The following is an 18,516-nucleotide window of genomic DNA, read 5'->3' on the forward strand; positions in this document are numbered from 1 at the left end:
CGCTAGAAAATCAAAGATTTTCAGCAAGCGTGTGTCTAATTTTTACGGTATATAATTTTATCGGAGAAAAAATCCTTGCGTCTTAAAAACGATGTTGCAAGTAAGAATTATTTGCGTCTTTGCGTTTTATAAAAAAATAATAGTCAAAAAAACTGAGGAAACATCCGTGTTTTCATTTATAATAACTATAGACGGAATGGCTATTTTGAATATCCTTTGGGCATAATATTCCTTACCTTAGATCCTACTTAGTAAAATTATTTTTATGGAAAAAAGAAAGATCAAAAACACCGATTTAACGATTGCACCAATCAATTTCGGAGGAAATGTTTTTGGATGGACCCTGGATGAAAAACAGTCTTTTGATATACTGGATCGCTTTACAGAAGCAGGATTCAATTTTGTAGATACTGCAGACACCTATTCATGGTGGGTGAACGGGAAAGGAGGACAATCTGAAGAGATCATTGGAAAGTGGATGAAAAGCCGTTCTAACCGTAATGATATCGTTTTGGCAACAAAAGTAGGTTCTGAAACCAAAGAACATGGCTATGATATCAGCAGAAAGCATATCTTACAATCAGTGGATGAGTCACTGAAAAGGCTTCAGACCGATCATATTGATCTCTATTATACTCACTTTGATGATAATATCACTCCGGTAGAAGAAACGCTTTCGGCTTATGATGAGATCATTAAGGCTGGAAAAGTGCGCTATATTGCGGCTTCCAATTTATCACCGGAACGTTTAAAAGCATCATTTGAAGCTGCTGAAAAGAATAATCTTCCTAAATATGTTGCATTACAGCCTCATTATAACCTGATGGAAAGGGAAGGTTTTGAGGGAAATTATGCACCTCTGGCAGAGCAGTTCGATTTAAGTGTATTTCCTTACTGGTCTCTGGCAGCTGGTTTCTTAACGGGTAAATACCGTGATGAAGCAGATCTTGCAAAAAGCGCGAGAGGTGAAGGGGTAAGAAAGTATTTAAATCCTAAAGGACTTGAAGTTTTAAAAGCTCTGGATCAGGTAAGTTCAAAACATAATACCACTCAGGGAACGGTTTCTCTGGCATGGCTGTTATCCAATCCTTTGATCACAGCTCCTATTGTAAGTGCTACAAGTGCATCACAGCTTGAAACGGTATTCAATGCTCCAAAACTTATTCTTGATCAGGAAGATATTGATCTGTTGAATAGTGCAGGCAACTAATTTTCAACTTTCATTATAGACTAAAATTTAATCCGTTCATTGCTGAACGGATTTTTTATTTCGACAATGCTTAACCACCCCGTCAAAAATTCTTTGAATTTTCGACACCCCTCCAATGAAGAGAAATTTTGGTTCTTCGATTGTGATTATTCAGTTATTAATTAATCAGAATATTCCTTCAAAAGCTGTCTGTAGCTCATCAGTATTGAGGATTTTGAAATAAAGCCTATAAAATCATTATTCTCACTCACTACAGGAAGATTCCATACCCCTGTATCATCAAAAGTCTGAAGAATCTCCAGAGGTTTATTATCACGGTGAAGTATAGCTGGTGGAGCTTTCATAATCTGAATGACCAGCTGAGAAGCATCCATTTCTTTGTTAAAAAGATAAGGTCTTATATCATCCAGGGTAAGAATTCCCTTTAGCTTTCTATTTTCATCCACAACAGCAAAAATATTTTTATCTCCATTCTTTACCATTTCAAATAATTCAGTAACAGAAGCATTTTCATTAATGGTCTGAGAATACTGATCTATAAAATCTTCTGTTCTCAAGGCAAAAAGGAGGTTTTTATCATGTTTATTGGTCAAAATCTTTCCTTCATCTGCTAAAGATTTCAGTTCCGGAGAGATTGGGGAGAACCATTTGGCAATAAGGTAAGATATCACAGAAGCGATCATCAGGGGAATAAACAGATCATATCCGAAACTGGATTCTGCAATCAGAAATATTGCAGTAAGCGGAGCATACAGTACACCGCTCATTGCCCCGGCCATTCCTACCAGAACAAGGTTGGTCACCGGAACATCTGTAAAGCCTAAATGCTGACAAACCAAAGCAAATAAGTACCCTAAAGTTCCTCCTGCAAAAAGAGACGGGGCAAAATTACCTCCGTTACCACCACTGAAGATGGTAAAAGAAGTGGCAAATGCTTTTAAAAGCAATACCAGAATTAAAAATACAATAATCGTCCAGTCTCCGATCTCAAAATACCTGAAAAAACTGTTTTCAATAATAGAGTGGGTATTTCCGTTGGTAAATGCTTTCACTGTTTCATAACCTTCTCCAAATAATGGTGGAAAAAGAACACACAACAATGAAAGTACAGCGCCACCAAACATTGCTTTACGCATTCTGGAAAGCTGAAGTCCTTTTATAAAATGTTCTACTTTTTGGGAAATAATCACAAAATAACGGGCATACAAACCTGTTACAAGTCCTAAAATAAGGTAATAAGGGACATTTTTATAGTTGAACGGATCTCTTGTATAAAACCTGAAAAGAACATCTTCCTGAAGCAAAATCCTCGACAAAAGACTTCCGCAGACTGCAGCCACAACCAAAGGAATAAAATCTGTAAAAACCACTCCGGTCAACAGAATTTCAAAGGCAAACATAATCCCGGCAATTGGAGCATTGAATGCAGATGCAATTCCTGCTGTAGCACCAGCAGCCAGCAATAAAGTACGTTCTTTGTAACTTAATCTGTAGGTCTGCGCATAGTTTGAACCAATAGCAGCTCCGGTAACAGCTATAGGACTTTCCAATCCTGCCGAACCTCCCAATCCTACGGTAACCGCACTCTGTATCACCTGGGAATACATTTTAACTGAAGCTACGATACTGGAATTCTGTGCAATTTCATAGAGTATAGCCCCGATACCTTTACGATCCTGTCCTTTGAACAACGTCAGAACGATCATCGTGGTCAATACAATTCCTAAAAAAGGAAAAACAATATAGAATAATATCTGATATTCAAAGTGGACTTTGGTAGTAATGAAATTGTGTATATTGTGTACCAGCGTTTTCAGAATAACTCCTGCAAGACCCGCCGTACAGCCTACCAGAATTCCGGAAAGAACAAGAAACTGATTCCGGCTCAGCCTGTTGTTCAGCCAATGCAGAATAAGCTCATAACTGCGCGCTTTTTCTAATCCATATTTTTGGAAATCTCTTTTAAATTTAAGGAAGCTCAGGTACTTTTTTTTGTTGTGAATTTTCACCTTAGAAACATTTTATGCTATCATCAGATTGATACAGCTCCGTAAATTTATGAAATATATCACAAAAAATACCCTTTTGAAGATTTACACTTGTTTGTGATTTATATTTTTGTAATTTATGTTTTAATTTTAAATTCAAAATTTCTTCAAAATTTAATGATAGTTTTATGGCATGAAAATCCTAATCGTTGAAGACGAAGCAGCGCTTACCCAAAGTATTGCCGAATATCTGTCCGGAGAAAACTATCTCTGTGAAGCTGCCAGCACATTCAGTGAAGCGATGAGTAAAATAGAGACATTTGACTATGACTGTATTTTACTGGACATTATGCTTCCAGACGGAAATGGTCTGAAAATACTTGAAGAATTAAAAAAGCAGCAGAAGCAGGACGGAGTCATTATCATTTCTGCCAAGAATGCTCTGGACGATAAAATTGAAGGTTTAAAACTGGGTGCAGACGATTATCTTACCAAACCATTTCACCTCTCAGAGCTTATGGCAAGAGTATATTCTATCATTCGGAGGAAGCAGTTCAGTAGTTCCAATGTAGTAAAACAAAATGAACTTCAAATTGACCTGCTTGCTAAAACAGTTGCTGTAAACGGCGAAACGATTTCATTAACAAAAAAAGAATTTGATCTCTTAATTTATTTTATCGGTAACAAAAATAAAGTCATCTCCAAAAGTACATTGGCGGAACATCTTTCCGGAGACCTTGCAGATATGCTTGACAATCATGACTTTGTATATGCTCATGTGAAAAACCTCAAGAAAAAACTGTATGATGCCGGATGTGAACATTATCTGAAAACAGTATATGGAACGGGGTATAAGTGGGAAAGCTAGGTTAATTATAAATTATGAATTAAAAATTATAAATGATGAGTTATTATAAGCGAAAAGAAAAATGTGTTGAAAGATAAAAGTTTTAATTTTGCAATAAGAATTATTAATCTTTATAAATATCTCTCAAGTGGCAGGAGTGAATATGTTCTGAGTAAACAGTTATTAAGAAGTGGAACAACAGTAGGAGCCTTAATAAGAGAGTCACAAAATGCGGAAAATAAAGCAGACTTTGTTCATAAACTCGCTATTGCTCAAAAAGAATGTGATGAATCTATTTATTGGATTGAGCTTTTATATCATACTGAATATTTATCATCCAATGAGTGTCAAAGTATTCATAATAAAGCTATTGAAATATTAAAGATAATCAGGAGCATCATCATTACATCAAAAAATAAATAATCTTTCATAGAGCCCAACAACTCATAATTTTTAATTCATAATTATCTTGAAGCCTTTACTTACCAAAACGACAAAACCTTTTCTCATCTATGTACTTATTGTGCTGATGATAAGTATTCCTGTGTATTATTTTGTGGTGGATACCATCTGGAAAAGTGAACTGGATGAGCATAATCAGATTATTGTTGAGAAGACGGCTTATGAGTTCAACCAGTTGAAACTGTCTGAGGAAGAATTAGGCAAAAGTCTTGCACTGTGGAATCATATCCAGCCTGAAACGAATATTGAGAAAATTTCAGCTCAACAAATAAAACGGGACACAGTTTATACTTACGAAAAACACTTACCTTTTATTTCGGAACAAAAAAAAGAGCGTTACAGATGCCTGAGAAAAGTCGTTTATCTACAGAACAAACCTTATCTTTTTACAATACAGACCAATATTGAGGAATCTCATGAAACAATAGCTGTAATTGCAATGATTACCATATTTTTCTTTGTAATCATAGTGCTAGGGCTTTTATATCTGAACAGAAAACTTTCTTCATCTATCTGGAAACCGTTCAGGAATACATTGGATCAACTGAAAACCTTCAACCTTAACAGCCAGAATACCATACAGTTTCCGGTTTCTGACACCACAGAATTTGAAGAACTTAATCAGTCTCTCTATAAACTGATAGAGCGTAATATTTCTACCTATAAAACCCAGAAAGAATTTACAGAAAATGCTTCCCATGAGCTGCAGACACCGCTGGCCATTATTAAAAATAAGCTGGATCTTTTACTTCAGGATCAGGATCTTACTGAAAAACAGTACAAAATCGCTGAAGACATAAACAAGGCTCTTACAAGAAGTTCTCGCATCAATAAAAACCTCTTGCTGCTTGCTAAAATTGATAATAATCAGTTTGACAGTTCAGAGATTATTTTGTTTGATCATTTGCTTCAACAAAGTATTGATACTCTCCAGGAACATATTGAGCAAAAAAATATTTCCGTTCAGGAAAAGATAGTAGATAATGTACAGGTGAATGGAAACAGTATTCTGACTGAGATACTGATCAACAATCTCATCATCAATGCAATCCGCCATACAACTCCCGGAGGTTCTATTTCTATACAATTGGCAGATTCTTCTTTTGAAGTTTCCAATTCGGGTACTGAAAAGCTGAATATGGATTTGCTTTTCAAAAGATTCTCTAAGCTTTCAACGGATAACAGCGGAAGCGGGCTCGGACTCTCTATCATCCAGGAAATCTGCAGGTTTCATCATTGGACTATCAGCTATAGGTTTGAAAACAAACATCACATCTTCACTGTTAAATTATAGTTAAAAAATTTCACGGCTCAGGCAATTCTAAATTTCTTCTAAATCGGTTTGCACCTTTGTATTGAAAACAAAGCAAAATGAGAACAGCAAACAAAGTAGCAGCCGTTACACTCCTTTTCTGGCTTATGAAAATTGTAGCCACTACATTGGGAGAGACCTTGGGAGATTTTATTTCTATGACCCTTAATCTGGGATATGTTGTAGGAATTCTGGTTACGCTGATGTTTTTCATCCTGATACTTTCGGTGCAGCTTCGTGTAAAAAAATATATTCCGGCAGTGTATTGGGTCGTGATTATCGGAACAACCACTTTGGGAACCGAAATCTCAGATTTTATCGACCGTACTTTAAAAACAGGATATCTGGCAGGAAGTCTGATTTTGTTTCTCGGCCTTTTAACTTCCTTATTCTTATGGTACAGAAAATATAAGAACCTGGAGGTTTATCCGATTTTTGAAAGAAATAAAGAATTCTATTACTGGACGGCTATTTTATTTTCCAATAGTCTGGGAACAGCTTTTGGGGATTTTCTGAGTGATAATTTGGGACTCGGATATATGACGGGAGCTTTGATTACAGGGTTGATCATAGTAGTGGTGGTGGCACTTCATTATTTTACGAAAATCAATCATGTTGTTCTGTTCTGGATTGCTTTTGTTTTTACCAGACCCTTTGGTGCTACATTCGGAGATCTTTTGACAAAGCCTTTAGCTAAAGGAGGTCTGGACCTTGGAACTCTCAATGCTTCCCTGATCTCTCTTACACTGATGGTTTTCATGATCATTATTTCACAAAGAAAACACAGCCGGGAATTACCTCTTCAAAAGGAATAACTAATGTTTCCCTTATAACAAACTTTTTAAAGAAAAATAAAGATTAGCAGAATGAATAAAACAGCCTTGTTATTTTTTCCAGCCAGTATGGTAATTTCCTCCCTTGTTTCTGCGCAGACAACCTCTGTAACGGCATCTGGAAGAATCATCAATAAAGATAAAACAGCAATACCTTACGCCCATATTATTTTAAAAAAAGAAAAAGACAGCACTTTTACAGCCGGAACCATTACCAATGAGGAAGGACGATTTTCCATTACAGGCATAAAGCCGGACCATTATCTTCTGGAAACTTCCATCACCGGATATAATACGTACACACAACCCGTTTTCATAGGAACCCTTTCAGAGTTTCTGGAAATACCAACTATTGAACTGGCTCAGAAACAGGAAAATGAAACAAAAATTGATGCCATCACCATTACCGCTTCTAAAAAAAATGAAATAGACAGCCGCCTTGATAAAAAAACGTATTCCGTAGCAGACAATATCAGCCAAAGTGGCGGATCGGTATTACAAAGCATGCAGAACCTTCCCGGAATCACCGTACAAGATGGTAAAGTACAGCTAAGAGGGAATGATAAAGTAACGGTGCTCATTGACGGTAAGCAGACTGCTCTCACGGGGTTTGGAAGCCAGACAGGATTGGATAATATTCCGGCTTCTGCTATTGATAAAATTGAAATCATCAACAATCCTTCATCAAAATATGATGCGAATGGAAACGCTGGAATCATCAATATTATCATGAAAAAGAATAAACAGAACGGATGGAACGGAAAAGCAGGATTTACAACAGGTTTAGGTTCACTTTGGGTAAGAAAAGAAAACCTTCCTACAATAAGACCGCAGTATACACTAACGCCTAAAATAAATCCCTCTCTATCATTAAATTACAGAAAAAATAAGGTAAATGTATTTTTGCAGGCCGATAATTTATACACCGAAACACTTAATAAAAATGAATTTGTAACCCGTACTTATGATAATGGAACAGTCATTAATTCTCAGCTGAAAAGAAACAGAAATACAAATTTCTTTACCACCAAAGCCGGAATAGACTGGACTATTGATCCGCAAAATACAGTAACTATTTCAGGAATGTATGGAAGCGAAAAGATTATCGATAGGGGAGATCAGCCGTTTTTCAATGGAGATAGATCCCAACGTCTGCGCCTGTGGCAGTTTTTGGAAGATGAGCTGAAAACCACTGTGATGGGAACCGCTTCTTATCAGCATAAATTCAAAGATGCCGGGCATGTTTTAAATGTAGGATTCAATTATACTTTCCACAGAGAGGATGAAAAATATTTCTATGATAATTATCTTCCTTCCTCCGCAGGAACTGATGCTTTCAAATTATTATCTGATGAGCAGGTCTATGATTTCAATGTAGATTATATAAAACCTTTAAAGTACGGACGAATAGAGGCCGGAATTAAACTGAGAAACAGAAGCATTCCTACCAATATGAATTTTATTCCCGGTACCAACTCTGTTCTCGATGTTTCTGCGGGTGGGAAAGCCGATTATAAAGAATTTATTCCTGCGGTGTACGGAAATTATGTTTTTGAAAATGAAAAATGGGAAGCAGAACTGGGATTGAGGCTGGAATATGTAAAAATTCAATATGATGTAAATCCTAATCACCCAACTTATAAAAGTGACGGATATAATTATACCCAGCCATTCCCGAATTTCAGACTTGCTTATAAAATTGATGACCGTAATAAGTTCTCGGTATTTTATAATAGAAGGGTAGACCGTCCTAATGAAGTTGATATCCGTATTTTTCCAAAATATGACGATGCAGAAATCATTAAAGTAGGAAATCCGGCACTGCGTCCTCAGTTTACAAATTCTATTGAATTGGGATACAAACACAATTGGGATAACGGATATTTATATGCTGCATTATACCACCGCTTTGCTGCCGGAACCATCACAAGAATTTCAAGTATTGTCCCGGACAGCACTCTTATTTATGCCATATTCCAGAATGCCGGAAAAAGCTATAATACAGGACTGGAAACAATATGGAACCAAAAGATCTCAGATGCATATTCCTTCAATGTCAATGGAAATTTATACCGTAATCAGATCAATGCATTTACTGTAGAAAATCTGTACCCAGAACCTAATACTTTCTCCGCCGACCAGCAGACTGCTCTATCAGGAAATATCAAGATGAATAACGTTTTTCATTTTTCTAAGGGATTGAATATGCAGTTTACACTTGTTTATTTAGCTCCGGATATTATTCCGCAGGGAAAAATAAAATCAAGGTTTTCAATGGATGCAGGAGTGAAAAAAGCCATTCAGAAAGGGAAGGGTGAATTGTTTTTAAATGCCTCAGATTTACTCAATACAATGGTGATCAGAAAGTCTGTTCAAGGCAGCGGATTCGCTTATACCAGCAATGATTATTACGAAACTCAGGTGATCCGGATGGGGTACAGCTATAAATTTTAATACAGAACTGAATAATTATAAATGTGATTTAAGATGAAAAAATACTTTCAAACAACGATGATTTATATCTTGGTTTTGAGTTCAGGTTTAAGCAGAATCAACGCTCAGAATACAAATGATACGATTGAAGTTCAAAAACCTGTACAAGACAGTATGATCACAACAAAAATTCAAAAAAGCAAACTGAATTATAAAAGCCTGATTATTCCTACAGCATTCATTGCCTATGGAGTAGCAGGTTTGTCGATGAATAATCTTAAACAGCTTAATATCTCTACAAAAGTTGAAATCAACGAACACCAGCCCACGCAAATAAAACTGGATAATTATACCCAGTATGCCCCTGCAGTTATTGTATATGGACTGAATGCAGCAGGGATAAAAGGAAAGCATAACCTGAGAGACCGCACTATCATTTATGCTTCTTCACAACTGATTGCAGCAGCCTTTACAATGCCTTTAAAATATCTTGTAAAAGAGGAAAGACCAGACAGATCAAATACCTTATCTTTTCCGTCAGGACATGCGGCAACAGCATTTTCTTCAGCACAGTTTATGTTCAGAGAATATAAAGACAGTAATTTCTGGCTGAGTATTTCAGGATATCCATTTGCTATTTTCACCGGGGTATACAGAATGCTGAATGATAAACACTGGCTGGGGGACGTTGTGGCAGGAGCCGGATTTGGGATTCTTTCTACCGAACTTGCCTATTGGCTGTTTCCAAAAATTGATAACTTATTACGTGGAAAAAATAAGAGTAAAAATACCTTGTCCTCCACAATGGTGATGCCATTTTATCAGAATAAAACTGTAGGAATAGGGTTGGTAAAAACCTTCTAATATAAAAGCGCAATTCAATACTGAATTGTGCTTTTCTTTATACCACTTTCGCCTTACGGACTATTTTTGCTAATAAACCTGGAAAGAATCTCTTCAGATATACTGCCATTACTTCTTTACCTCCTATAGCTTTTTGTTTTTTCTGTTTTTCAATAGCATAGAGCATTTTTTTTGCAAAAATTTCCACAGGCATGCCATTTTTTGTGGCATTATCCATTGTTCCCTGTGATGAGCCATCTCCGGTAACAGCATTAATAGAAATGTCTGTCTGTATAAAACCCGGACAAATGATCGTAATCCTAATATTCTGGCTGAATAGTTCTGCCCGTAAAGCATCAAAAAAACCATGTAAAGCATGTTTTGCTCCTGCATATCCACTTCGCATAGGAGCACCAAATATTCCCATAAGACTGGACACAACCGCAATCTGCCCACCTTTATTTCTGATCATATAAGGTACAGTTGCTTTAGTAAGCGCCACCGTTCCAATATAATCAATATCAATCAGCTGTTTATCTACTTCAATATCCGTTTCCATGGCTAAAGAACGTTGAGAAAGCCCGGCATTGTTGATCAGAATATCAATCTTCCCAAACTGTTCTGAAGCTTTTGCCGCAATGGCAGGCATTTCTTTATAATTTTTCAGGTCTAAAGGAATCACCACATACCGATCTGTATTCAATCCGGCTTTTTGAGCCACCAGATGCAGCTGTTCTTCTTTTCTGGAGGACAAGATGATTTTTGCATGGCTGTTCTTTGCCAAATTAGTTACTAAAGCTTCCCCAATCCCTGATGATGCTCCGGTAATCCAAATAACCTTATGATCAAAGTAACTGCTCATACTTGTACTATTATTTAATTTTTAAGTCCTGCAATATATTTCCCGGCTTTCATTCCTGAAAAAATGCAGCCTCCCAAAAATGTCCCTTCCAGCGCTCTGTAACCGTGCATTCCGCCACCACCAAAACCAGCCACTTCTCCGGCAGCATACAGTCCTTCAATGATACTGTCATCATCTTTTAATACCTGTCCATTCAAATTGGTTTTTATCCCTCCTAACGTTTTTCGGGTTAAAATATTGAGCCGTACAGCAATCAAAGGTCCGTTTTCAGGAGCTAAAATTTTATGCGGAGCTGCTACACGCCCAAGTTTATCCCCTAAATAATTGCGGGTATTTCTGAGATAATTGACCTGGGTATCTTTTGAAAATTTATTGTCTAATTCTCTGTCCCGCGCTTCAATTTGAGATTTTATCTTTTCATAATTCAAAAGTCTGTTTCCGGCCAATTCATTCATCCTGTCAACCAAATCTTCCAGATTATCTGATACAATAAAGTCTTTTCCATGTTCTTTAAAAGCTTCTACCGGTCCGGGAGCTTTTTTACCAAAAATCCTTTTCAGAAAAAGGGAGTAGTCCTTATTGGTAATATCCGGATTCTGTTCTGACCCCGAAAGGGCAAATTCTTTTTTTATAATTTTCTGAGTGAGGATAAACCACGAGTAAGAATATCCTGTTTCCTGTATATATTGTAAGGTTCCCAATGTATCAAATCCAGGAAGAAAGGGAGCGGGAAGCCGTTTACCTTCAGCATCAAACCATAAAGATGATGGTCCTGGCAATATCCGGATTCCGTGGTTGGGCCAGATGGGATTCCAGTTTTGTAAACCTTCTGTGTAGTGCCACATTCTGTCACGATTGATAATATGAGCTCCTGTATGTTCTGCGATACCAATCATTTTACCATCTACATAGGCAGGAACACCACAAACCATATTTTCCGGGGCTTTACCAAGTCTTTCCGGCCAGTTTTTCCTTACCAGCTCATGATTGGCACCAATTCCTCCGGAAGCTATAATGATATTCGGAGCAGTATATTCAAAGGTTGAGATAACAGTTCTGTTAGTCTCAGCACCTCTTTCCTGAGTGTCATTTTCCAGAATATCTCCTTTAAGACCTCTTATTTTTCCATTTTCAACCAGCAATTCTGTCACTCTGTGCCTGAATTTCATCTGCAGCAATCCTTTTTCCTGAGCTTTGTAAGCTTTTTCTACAAATGGTTTTACGACACCTGTCCCGGTTCCCCAACTTACGTGAAAACGAGGTACTGAATTTCCATGCCCTGTTGCTGAACCATCACCACGTTCTGCCCAGCCCACCATAAACATCAGCTTGATACCCAATTTCGAGATGTATTCATACTTTTCACCGGAAGCAAATTTCAGATAAGCTTCTGCCCATTGACGGGGCCAGTAATCCTCAGGGCGGTCAAAACCAGCAGTCCCTTTCCAGTCCTGAAGTGCCAGTTCATAAGAATCTTTAATTCCCATTCTCCTTTGCTGAGGCGAATTAATCAGAAACAAACCTCCGAAAGACCAGAATGCCTGCCCTCCTATATTCTGTTCGGTTTCCTGATCCAAAAGCAGTACTTTTTTCCCGACATTGGTAATTTCCATCGCAGCAGTAAGCCCTGCCAGTCCGCTTCCTATGATGATGGCATCAGGCTGGAATGTTTCTTCCATTTTATGAGGTATTTTTTTTGAATGATACTTAATATAAATGTATAAAATTATTTGTAATCGGGTTGAAAATTAAAATAATTTTGCTTTTATCTTTCAGCTTCGAACTCTAAACTTTTCATCTTATCTTTGTGAAAAATAGAAGTATGAAGTATTTGTTTATCATTACCTGCTTTGTCTGTTCCATTTTCAGTCAGGCACAGCAAAAACAGGATCCATGGAAAGACAGCCAGCTGATGGATCCGGCGTTACTGGCTTCCAGAATTGTAAAGCATACAACAAAAGATCTGGTGATCATTTCAGTAGGTCCGGAAGCCATCATCAAAGGTTCTGTAGATATAGGACCAACGCATGAGCCTGAAAACCTGGAGAAACTGAGAAATTATCTTAAAGATATTCCTAAAAACAGAGAAATTGTAATCTACTGCGGATGCTGTCCTTTTGTAAAATGTCCCAATATACGTCCTGCTTTTGCATTACTGATGGAAATGGGCTTTAAAAATGCAAAGCTTTTAAATCTTCCGAAAAACATCAAAACAGACTGGCTAGATAAAGATTTTCCTACAAATGATTAATATGAAGACTGGTTTTACCTTATTATTTTTAATAATTTTCTCAGGATCTGTTGCTGCTCAAAGTACAATAGAAGTAGGAAAGAAAGCTCCTGAAATCACAATGACCAAGGCAGACGGAACTTCATTCACCCTTTCAACATTAAAGGGAAAGGTGGTTCTGATCGATTTCTGGGCAACCTGGTGCGCTCCGTGTGTAGAGGAGCAGCCTGAGCTGAAAACATTGTATGACACCTATTCTGAACAGGTAAAAAACAATAAGTTTGAAATTCTTGGAGTCTCCTTAGATAAAAATAAAGAAAGCTGGCAGAAAGCAATTGACCGGTTTACGATCAAATGGATACAGATCAGTGATTTAAAATTCTGGAAAAGTCCTGTAGCCAAACTTTACGAAGTTGATGAACTTCCCTTTAATGTCATCATCGACGGACAGGGAACAATTTTAGCTAAAAACCTTCACGGAAAGGAACTGGAGAAGTTTTTAAAGAAAACTTTAAGTCAGAATTAAGAATATAAAATCTTACAAATATTCAAAGAGCAGTACATCCATTACTGCTCTTTATTTTTTCATATACACTACAAAGCAATTGATATACAACATACATCAATCCTTTCTTTTGTCTTATAGCTTTGAGGTATGAAAAAAAGTGTCTTCCTTCGCTTGGGGCTGTCAGTGATATTGCTGATGCATAGTGTAATTTCTATTTTCAGTGGAGATGTTAATAATTTCGGGCATTTTTATCTGGATAGTATAGGATTCAGTCCCATTGGGATTTATATTGCATGGGCTGTAAAACTAACCCATCTTTTCTCTGTACCATTACTTTGGTTTGACCGATATATAAAGCCCGTGGCTATTGGTAATATTCTTATTTTCGTTTTTGGAATCTATTTCGTTCATTGGCAAAACGGCTGGTTTGTAGTGGGAGGTGGAACGAATGGAATTGAATTCAATGTTTTGCTGATCTTCAGTTTTCTGAGCCTTATGTATCCTGAAATTTATTTTAAAAAGCAGAACCGTTTTCCCCATGAAAAGGATATTTAAATTTGCTTAAAATCCGCAGTTTTTTATTTTAGTTTCCAAGACGACCATTCAAAATCGTAGTTTGTAGATCATTACCTCAATTTGGTCCACTTATATTTCTATATTTGATTGAACAAATCGTACTTTGTATTCTTAAAAATCATGATCAACCTGAAACCATACAAAAGATCTAAATGGCAGATTCATTTGCTTTTTTGGATATTGTATTATATCCTGGAAGTTTACCTTGACTTTTACTGGTCCAGGTATCAGTTTCCGGATTTCCAATGGTCAGTAAGGCTTCAGAATACTCTGATCCTGGAACTGGGATATCTTTTGATCAAAATGCCGCTTGCTTATGCCTTGCTGTATGTATTTGAAAAGATTCATATTAAGGAAATTTTCAAATATCTTCTCTATATTTTTATCGTGATCACCGCTGTTTTTGGGCATCGCTTTTTAACGCATTATATCATTTACCCTTATATTTATGGAGTTACAGAAACTCTGGATGGAAAATATCCGTCGGGATTTATCAATGGTTATGTGGCATTCAATTCTTTTATGGACCTTATTTTTATGGTAGGTCTTATTTTCGGGGTTGAAATTACCCGTCAGAAAAATCTTCTGAAAGAACAGATCTCCCAGCTAAAGTCTGAAAAACTGGATCAGGAACTTACTATGCTGAAGGCACAGATCAATCCGCATTTTCTGTTCAACACCCTCAATAATATTTACGGAATGGCCCTGAAAAAAGCTGATGAAACTCCGGATGTTATTCTTCAGCTTTCCAAGATAATGCGGTATAATATCTATGAAGCAGCAGAAAAAAGCATTTCTATAGCCAAGGATATTGAAAACATTAAAGATTTCATACAGATTCAGAAAATCCGACATCGGCATCTCATCATCAACTTTACGGAAGATATTGATCATCCTTCTCAGGAAATCTCACCGCTGATCTTGATACAATTTGTTGAAAATGCCTTCAAACATGGGGTTTCCGAAAGTTTAGGAGAGGCATTTATTACCATCGATATCCGGTTGAAAAACGGAATTCTTACTTATTTCATAGAGAATTCCAAAGAAGAAATACTTCATACGCATTCCACAAAAATAGGCCAGAAAAATATCCGCAGACAGCTTGAACTGCTTTATCCACAACACACACTTTCTGTGGCAGATCAAAGCGGCCGCTATATTGTAACATTAACCATAGATTTCCATGACACAACACCCAGCCTCTAAAAAATACAACTGCATTATCGTAGAAGACGAGCCCATTGCTGCAGAAATTCTGGAAAGTTTTATCTCCAGGGATCAGGAACTGAATCTGGTAGGAAAATGTGCCGATGCCGTATATGCCAGCAGTCTTTTAAGCATTCATGAGGTGGATCTGATGTTTTTGGACCTCCATCTTCCCGTGGTAAAAGGCTTTGACTTTCTGAGGAAAATAAAAAATCCTCCATTCGTTATTGTTACCACTGCTTATCATCAATATGCTGTTGAAGGCTATGAACTTGATATTGCGGATTATCTGATGAAACCTATTCCATATGAACGTTTTCTGACAGCGATTGGAAAGTTCAAACATTTAATGGAGGCGGAGGACGCTTTACTGGAAGTGTCGGAACGTGATTTTATCTTTATCAATAGCGGGAAAAAACAGGTTAAAATTATTTTACATGATATTTTCTACATTGAGAGTTTGAGAGAGTATATTAATATTCACACCAAAACAGAAAGCTTCACTTTTAAAATGCCCATCAGCAAAATAGAAGAGGCTTTAAATCCTAAAATGTTTACCCGTATTCATAAATCGTACATTATATCCAAATCAAAAATTGAAATCAAATCTGCCAATATTATCCAGATTAATGGCAAAAAACTTCCTGTGGGAAGAACGTATAAACCATTGTTGGAGCTTTAATATTGAGAATAAAATTGTTTAAACCCACCAGATTTTCAGCCTTTTCATTAAAAAAAACTGCGAAATTAAAAGTTTTGTAGATTCTGCATCTCTGTTGATAGATATTTTTTCCGAAATTCTGTTTGTTTATTCAAATTTACTTTATGAAAAACAGAATGCATAAAAAATATTAAGCCTGGAAAATGAGTGGGATTAGTTTATTATTCGAATGTTGAATAATGATTTGGCTTAATGATTAGTGATAATCTTAAGCCAATTTCTTTTTGCGGCTATATTTATTTTAAAATATTTTGAGTCCAACTATTCCTACAACAATCAGTAATGCAGAAAGCAATCGTAAAATACTAGCTGAATCCTGAAAAAACAGAATTCCTACCAATAAAGTTCCTACAGCCCCAATTCCGGTCCATACGGCATAGGCAGTTCCAATAGGGATGCTTTTCTGAGCGTACCAAAGAAAGCCTCCGCTAACAGCCATACACATGATCGAAAATATGATCCAGCTCCATTTATTATTTTCCGGCTGTTGAGATAATTTAAGTCCCAAAGGCCATCCAATTTCAAAAATTCCTGCGATAATTAATGCAATCCAGTTCATACTTCTTATTTTTAATGATGGTGCTGTTATTGAAAAAAATGTTATTAAAAATGAGTTCTTTACCATAAAATACTCCATCTCAATTACGACTACAAAATTATCATTATCCATTCATATTCAATAAAATAAACTGTGTGACACCGCAAAAAACAGCGATGGAACGTATGATACACACCGTGAACCGTTTAATATTCCGGAATAGGATGTAAGTTTGGAAATCTCTCTAATATTGATATCTTTATATTATGAAAACAGAGAAAGCAGAAGTCGCTTATTTTCTATAGACCATTCATATCAATTATGTTAACAGACATCATTACAGCTCATCTAAACGTTATTTTTTGCGGAATCAATCCCGGTTTAAAATCATCAGATGACGGACATCATTTTTCAGGAAAGAGTAATCGTTTTTGGAAGGTTCTTCATCAATCAGGTTTTACTCCTTATGAAGTGGAAGCAGTGAATGATACTTCTATTCTGGATTTCGGACTGGGACTCACCACTGCCGTTGCAAGAGCAACTTCCCGTGCTGATGAACTTTCAAAAGAAGAGTTTGACGATGCCCTGGATACTTTTAAAGCAAAAATAACAGAATACCAACCTCAATATGTGGCTTTTCTCGGCAAAGCGGCTTATAAGGCTTTCTCTAAAAAGAAAGAAATTCTATGGGGACTGCAGCCAGAAGATTTCTGTGGGGCAAAAGTATGGGTCTTGCCCAATACCAGCGGTCTGAACCGGGGATTTTCTCTTGCTGATCTTATTTTCTATTACAGCAGTTTTTATCAGGCTGTAAAAAATAGCCAGAACTAGTCGTACACAATATCAGCAGTATAAAAGGAGTGGCAAAATTGCTCCTCAATTTTTGTACCCGATTATTTTCCGTCTACCTTTTTCAAAATCACACTTAAGGGAAAAAACAACACATTTGCTAATCTAATTCTCCCAGTTAATTATTCATTCTCCCCTGATATTTGATTGTTTGATACATTTAAAACTCAAACCATTAAATAGTACTATGAAAACAAAAGAGTACGAATTCATTAAAAGGCATTTTGTCTTATTGGATTCAACAAAAGGGAATGTATGCTCAGGCATACCACAGCTATGTTTCAAAAAAATGAACCGGCTTTTACTCTGTTCGGTCCTTATTACCGCATTTTCATCTCAACTAAGAGCACAGTCCAGAGTCAGTGAGCCTGTGAATGAAAAGCCTTATCCGGCCGATCAGGTCATTTCTTTGTATGGTAAAGAAAGGAACAGCTTTTCCAGTGACATCCAGCGAAGATCTTCAAACACTGTTCCGATTGAACTCCGGTCAAAAGAAATCAAAGAAGTATTGGTAGGGCAGGACTATTTCCCTGCAGATCTTTTTTTTAATGAGGATGCAAAAGTTCCTTCCGGCCACAATCCCCAGGTTCGTCATTATGACAATCAGAATGTTACTTTTGACGGTCAAAAGCATGAGAATATCCGGGTTGATGAAATCATTGATCAATACACCTTAAAGAATGCAGATATTGATTACTCTTATGACAATGCCTACTATCTCTTCCGTGATGCTTCAGGAAACACAATTGCTACTGTATATTATATTGACCGCACTGTAGGATTCTTAAAGTCCGAGTATAAAGTTGTAAGCAAAGGAAAATCTCTTGTTACATTTCCTCTGCTTGTTGCTCCCAATCCTGCCAAAAATGTGATCAATATTACTTATCAGGTGGAAAAAGAGAGCCAGGCCAGCCTTCAGATCATTGATATGAATGGCCGTACTGCAGATACTGTATTCAGTGATAAGCAGATCAGGAGCGGAAGACATACAGTACAGCACAACATCAATCTTCCAGCCGGCAACTATCTGGTACAGTTTAATGCTCAGGGGCAGGCGCCTGTTACTCAAAAAATCATTGTTCAATAAAATGCAGTCAA

The 18,516-nt window shown here is 36.8% G+C and carries 18 protein-coding genes; 14 read left to right on the plus strand and 4 right to left on the minus strand.

Annotated features, from left to right (window positions below):
* The first annotated feature begins 265 nt into the window (after positions 1-265).
* Positions 266-1,210 carry an aldo/keto reductase gene (locus CHRYMOREF3P_RS02345; RefSeq protein ID WP_077417352.1) on the plus strand — a complete coding sequence of 315 codons (945 nt, stop codon included), beginning with the start codon at positions 266-268 and terminating at the stop codon, positions 1,208-1,210.
* Between the two features lie 161 nt (positions 1,211-1,371).
* Here CHRYMOREF3P_RS02345 and CHRYMOREF3P_RS02350 read toward each other — a convergent pair whose 3' ends face one another.
* Positions 1,372-3,219, minus strand: coding sequence for a chloride channel protein (locus CHRYMOREF3P_RS02350; protein WP_077417350.1), 1,848 nt, complete (start codon positions 3,217-3,219; stop codon positions 1,372-1,374).
* A gap of 172 nt (positions 3,220-3,391) precedes the next feature.
* Between CHRYMOREF3P_RS02350 and CHRYMOREF3P_RS02355 the strand changes: the two genes are divergently transcribed.
* The 6 genes from CHRYMOREF3P_RS02355 (at position 3,392) to CHRYMOREF3P_RS02380 (ending at position 9,949) form a co-directional block, all read left to right on the plus strand.
* A complete protein-coding gene (locus CHRYMOREF3P_RS02355) occupies positions 3,392-4,066 on the plus strand; it encodes a response regulator transcription factor (RefSeq protein ID WP_077417348.1) in 675 nt (224 codons plus the stop codon).
* 66 nt (positions 4,067-4,132) lie between these two features.
* Entirely contained in the window at positions 4,133-4,468 is a 336-nt protein-coding gene (locus CHRYMOREF3P_RS02360; protein WP_232538953.1) for a four helix bundle protein, read from the plus strand.
* A 46-nt stretch (positions 4,469-4,514) separates the two neighbouring features.
* On the plus strand, positions 4,515-5,801 hold the full coding sequence (locus CHRYMOREF3P_RS02365; RefSeq protein WP_232538954.1) for a sensor histidine kinase: 1,287 nt from the start codon (positions 4,515-4,517) through the stop codon (positions 5,799-5,801).
* A 77-nt stretch (positions 5,802-5,878) separates the two neighbouring features.
* Complete coding sequence (locus CHRYMOREF3P_RS02370; protein WP_180563761.1) at positions 5,879-6,634, plus strand: hypothetical protein; 756 nt, start codon at positions 5,879-5,881, stop codon at positions 6,632-6,634.
* A 51-nt stretch (positions 6,635-6,685) separates the two neighbouring features.
* Entirely contained in the window at positions 6,686-9,106 is a 2,421-nt protein-coding gene (locus tag CHRYMOREF3P_RS02375) for a TonB-dependent receptor domain-containing protein (RefSeq protein ID WP_180563762.1), read from the plus strand.
* Positions 9,107-9,139: 33 nt separating this feature from the next.
* Positions 9,140-9,949, plus strand: coding sequence for a phosphatase PAP2 family protein (locus CHRYMOREF3P_RS02380; protein ID WP_180563763.1), 810 nt, complete (start codon positions 9,140-9,142; stop codon positions 9,947-9,949).
* Between the two features lie 37 nt (positions 9,950-9,986).
* Here the strand turns inward: CHRYMOREF3P_RS02380 and CHRYMOREF3P_RS02385 are convergent, their stop codons facing one another.
* Both CHRYMOREF3P_RS02385 and CHRYMOREF3P_RS02390 read right to left on the minus strand, forming a co-directional pair.
* The gene (locus CHRYMOREF3P_RS02385) at positions 9,987-10,790 is read right to left on the minus strand and encodes an SDR family oxidoreductase (RefSeq protein WP_180563764.1); all 804 of its coding nucleotides are present in this window, start codon (positions 10,788-10,790) and stop codon (positions 9,987-9,989) included.
* 14 nt (positions 10,791-10,804) lie between these two features.
* Positions 10,805-12,469: an FAD-binding dehydrogenase gene (locus CHRYMOREF3P_RS02390; RefSeq protein WP_180563765.1), complete on the minus strand. Its 1,665-nt coding sequence runs from the start codon at positions 12,467-12,469 to the stop codon at positions 10,805-10,807.
* Positions 12,470-12,612: 143 nt separating this feature from the next.
* Here CHRYMOREF3P_RS02390 and CHRYMOREF3P_RS02395 point away from each other — a divergent pair, with 143 nt between their 5' ends.
* The 5 genes from CHRYMOREF3P_RS02395 to CHRYMOREF3P_RS02415 all read left to right on the plus strand — a co-directional run bounded on the left by CHRYMOREF3P_RS02395 (position 12,613) and on the right by CHRYMOREF3P_RS02415 (position 15,992).
* Positions 12,613-13,041, plus strand: a complete 429-nt coding sequence (locus CHRYMOREF3P_RS02395; protein WP_180563766.1) for a rhodanese-like domain-containing protein — start codon at positions 12,613-12,615, stop codon at positions 13,039-13,041.
* A 1-nt stretch (position 13,042) separates the two neighbouring features.
* Entirely contained in the window at positions 13,043-13,546 is a 504-nt protein-coding gene (locus CHRYMOREF3P_RS02400) for a TlpA family protein disulfide reductase (RefSeq protein WP_232538956.1), read from the plus strand.
* Between the two features lie 129 nt (positions 13,547-13,675).
* A complete protein-coding gene (locus CHRYMOREF3P_RS02405; protein ID WP_180563768.1) occupies positions 13,676-14,083 on the plus strand; it encodes a DoxX family protein in 408 nt (135 codons plus the stop codon).
* Between the two features lie 141 nt (positions 14,084-14,224).
* Entirely contained in the window at positions 14,225-15,310 is a 1,086-nt protein-coding gene (locus tag CHRYMOREF3P_RS02410; RefSeq protein WP_232538957.1) for a sensor histidine kinase, read from the plus strand.
* Complete coding sequence (locus CHRYMOREF3P_RS02415) at positions 15,288-15,992, plus strand: LytR/AlgR family response regulator transcription factor (protein ID WP_180563769.1); 705 nt, start codon at positions 15,288-15,290, stop codon at positions 15,990-15,992. Before CHRYMOREF3P_RS02410 ends, CHRYMOREF3P_RS02415 begins: the two co-directional genes overlap by 23 nt.
* A 280-nt stretch (positions 15,993-16,272) precedes the next feature.
* Here CHRYMOREF3P_RS02415 and CHRYMOREF3P_RS02420 read toward each other — a convergent pair whose 3' ends face one another.
* On the minus strand, positions 16,273-16,590 hold the full coding sequence (locus CHRYMOREF3P_RS02420; RefSeq protein WP_047385066.1) for a DMT family transporter: 318 nt from the start codon (positions 16,588-16,590) through the stop codon (positions 16,273-16,275).
* 300 nt (positions 16,591-16,890) lie between these two features.
* Here CHRYMOREF3P_RS02420 and mug point away from each other — a divergent pair, with 300 nt between their 5' ends.
* A complete protein-coding gene (gene mug / locus CHRYMOREF3P_RS02425) occupies positions 16,891-17,400 on the plus strand; it encodes a G/U mismatch-specific DNA glycosylase (protein ID WP_077417324.1) in 510 nt (169 codons plus the stop codon).
* 205 nt (positions 17,401-17,605) lie between these two features.
* Positions 17,606-18,505, plus strand: a complete 900-nt coding sequence (locus CHRYMOREF3P_RS02430; RefSeq protein WP_077417322.1) for a T9SS type A sorting domain-containing protein — start codon at positions 17,606-17,608, stop codon at positions 18,503-18,505.
* The last annotated feature ends 11 nt before the right edge of the window (positions 18,506-18,516 follow it).

Origin of the sequence: Chryseobacterium sp. JV274, from assembly GCF_903969135.1 — a bacterium.
Lineage (GTDB): Bacteria > Bacteroidota > Bacteroidia > Flavobacteriales > Weeksellaceae > Chryseobacterium.

Coding starts and splice junctions, on each gene's coding strand:
- CHRYMOREF3P_RS02345 (WP_077417352.1), top strand. CDS start 266: ATGGAAAAAAGAAAGATCAAAAACACCGATTTAACGATTGCACCAATC.
- CHRYMOREF3P_RS02355 (WP_077417348.1), top strand. CDS start 3,392: ATGAAAATCCTAATCGTTGAAGACGAAGCAGCGCTTACCCAAAGTATT.
- CHRYMOREF3P_RS02370 (WP_180563761.1), top strand. CDS start 5,879: ATGAGAACAGCAAACAAAGTAGCAGCCGTTACACTCCTTTTCTGGCTT.
- CHRYMOREF3P_RS02375 (WP_180563762.1), top strand. CDS start 6,686: ATGAATAAAACAGCCTTGTTATTTTTTCCAGCCAGTATGGTAATTTCC.
- CHRYMOREF3P_RS02380 (WP_180563763.1), top strand. CDS start 9,140: ATGAAAAAATACTTTCAAACAACGATGATTTATATCTTGGTTTTGAGT.
- CHRYMOREF3P_RS02385 (WP_180563764.1), bottom strand. CDS start 10,790: ATGAGCAGTTACTTTGATCATAAGGTTATTTGGATTACCGGAGCATCA.
- CHRYMOREF3P_RS02390 (WP_180563765.1), bottom strand. CDS start 12,469: ATGGAAGAAACATTCCAGCCTGATGCCATCATCATAGGAAGCGGACTG.
- CHRYMOREF3P_RS02395 (WP_180563766.1), top strand. CDS start 12,613: ATGAAGTATTTGTTTATCATTACCTGCTTTGTCTGTTCCATTTTCAGT.
- CHRYMOREF3P_RS02400 (WP_232538956.1), top strand. CDS start 13,043: ATGAAGACTGGTTTTACCTTATTATTTTTAATAATTTTCTCAGGATCT.
- CHRYMOREF3P_RS02405 (WP_180563768.1), top strand. CDS start 13,676: ATGAAAAAAAGTGTCTTCCTTCGCTTGGGGCTGTCAGTGATATTGCTG.
- CHRYMOREF3P_RS02410 (WP_232538957.1), top strand. CDS start 14,225: ATGATCAACCTGAAACCATACAAAAGATCTAAATGGCAGATTCATTTG.
- CHRYMOREF3P_RS02415 (WP_180563769.1), top strand. CDS start 15,288: ATGACACAACACCCAGCCTCTAAAAAATACAACTGCATTATCGTAGAA.
- CHRYMOREF3P_RS02420 (WP_047385066.1), bottom strand. CDS start 16,590: ATGAACTGGATTGCATTAATTATCGCAGGAATTTTTGAAATTGGATGG.
- mug (WP_077417324.1), top strand. CDS start 16,891: ATGTTAACAGACATCATTACAGCTCATCTAAACGTTATTTTTTGCGGA.
- CHRYMOREF3P_RS02430 (WP_077417322.1), top strand. CDS start 17,606: ATGAAAACAAAAGAGTACGAATTCATTAAAAGGCATTTTGTCTTATTG.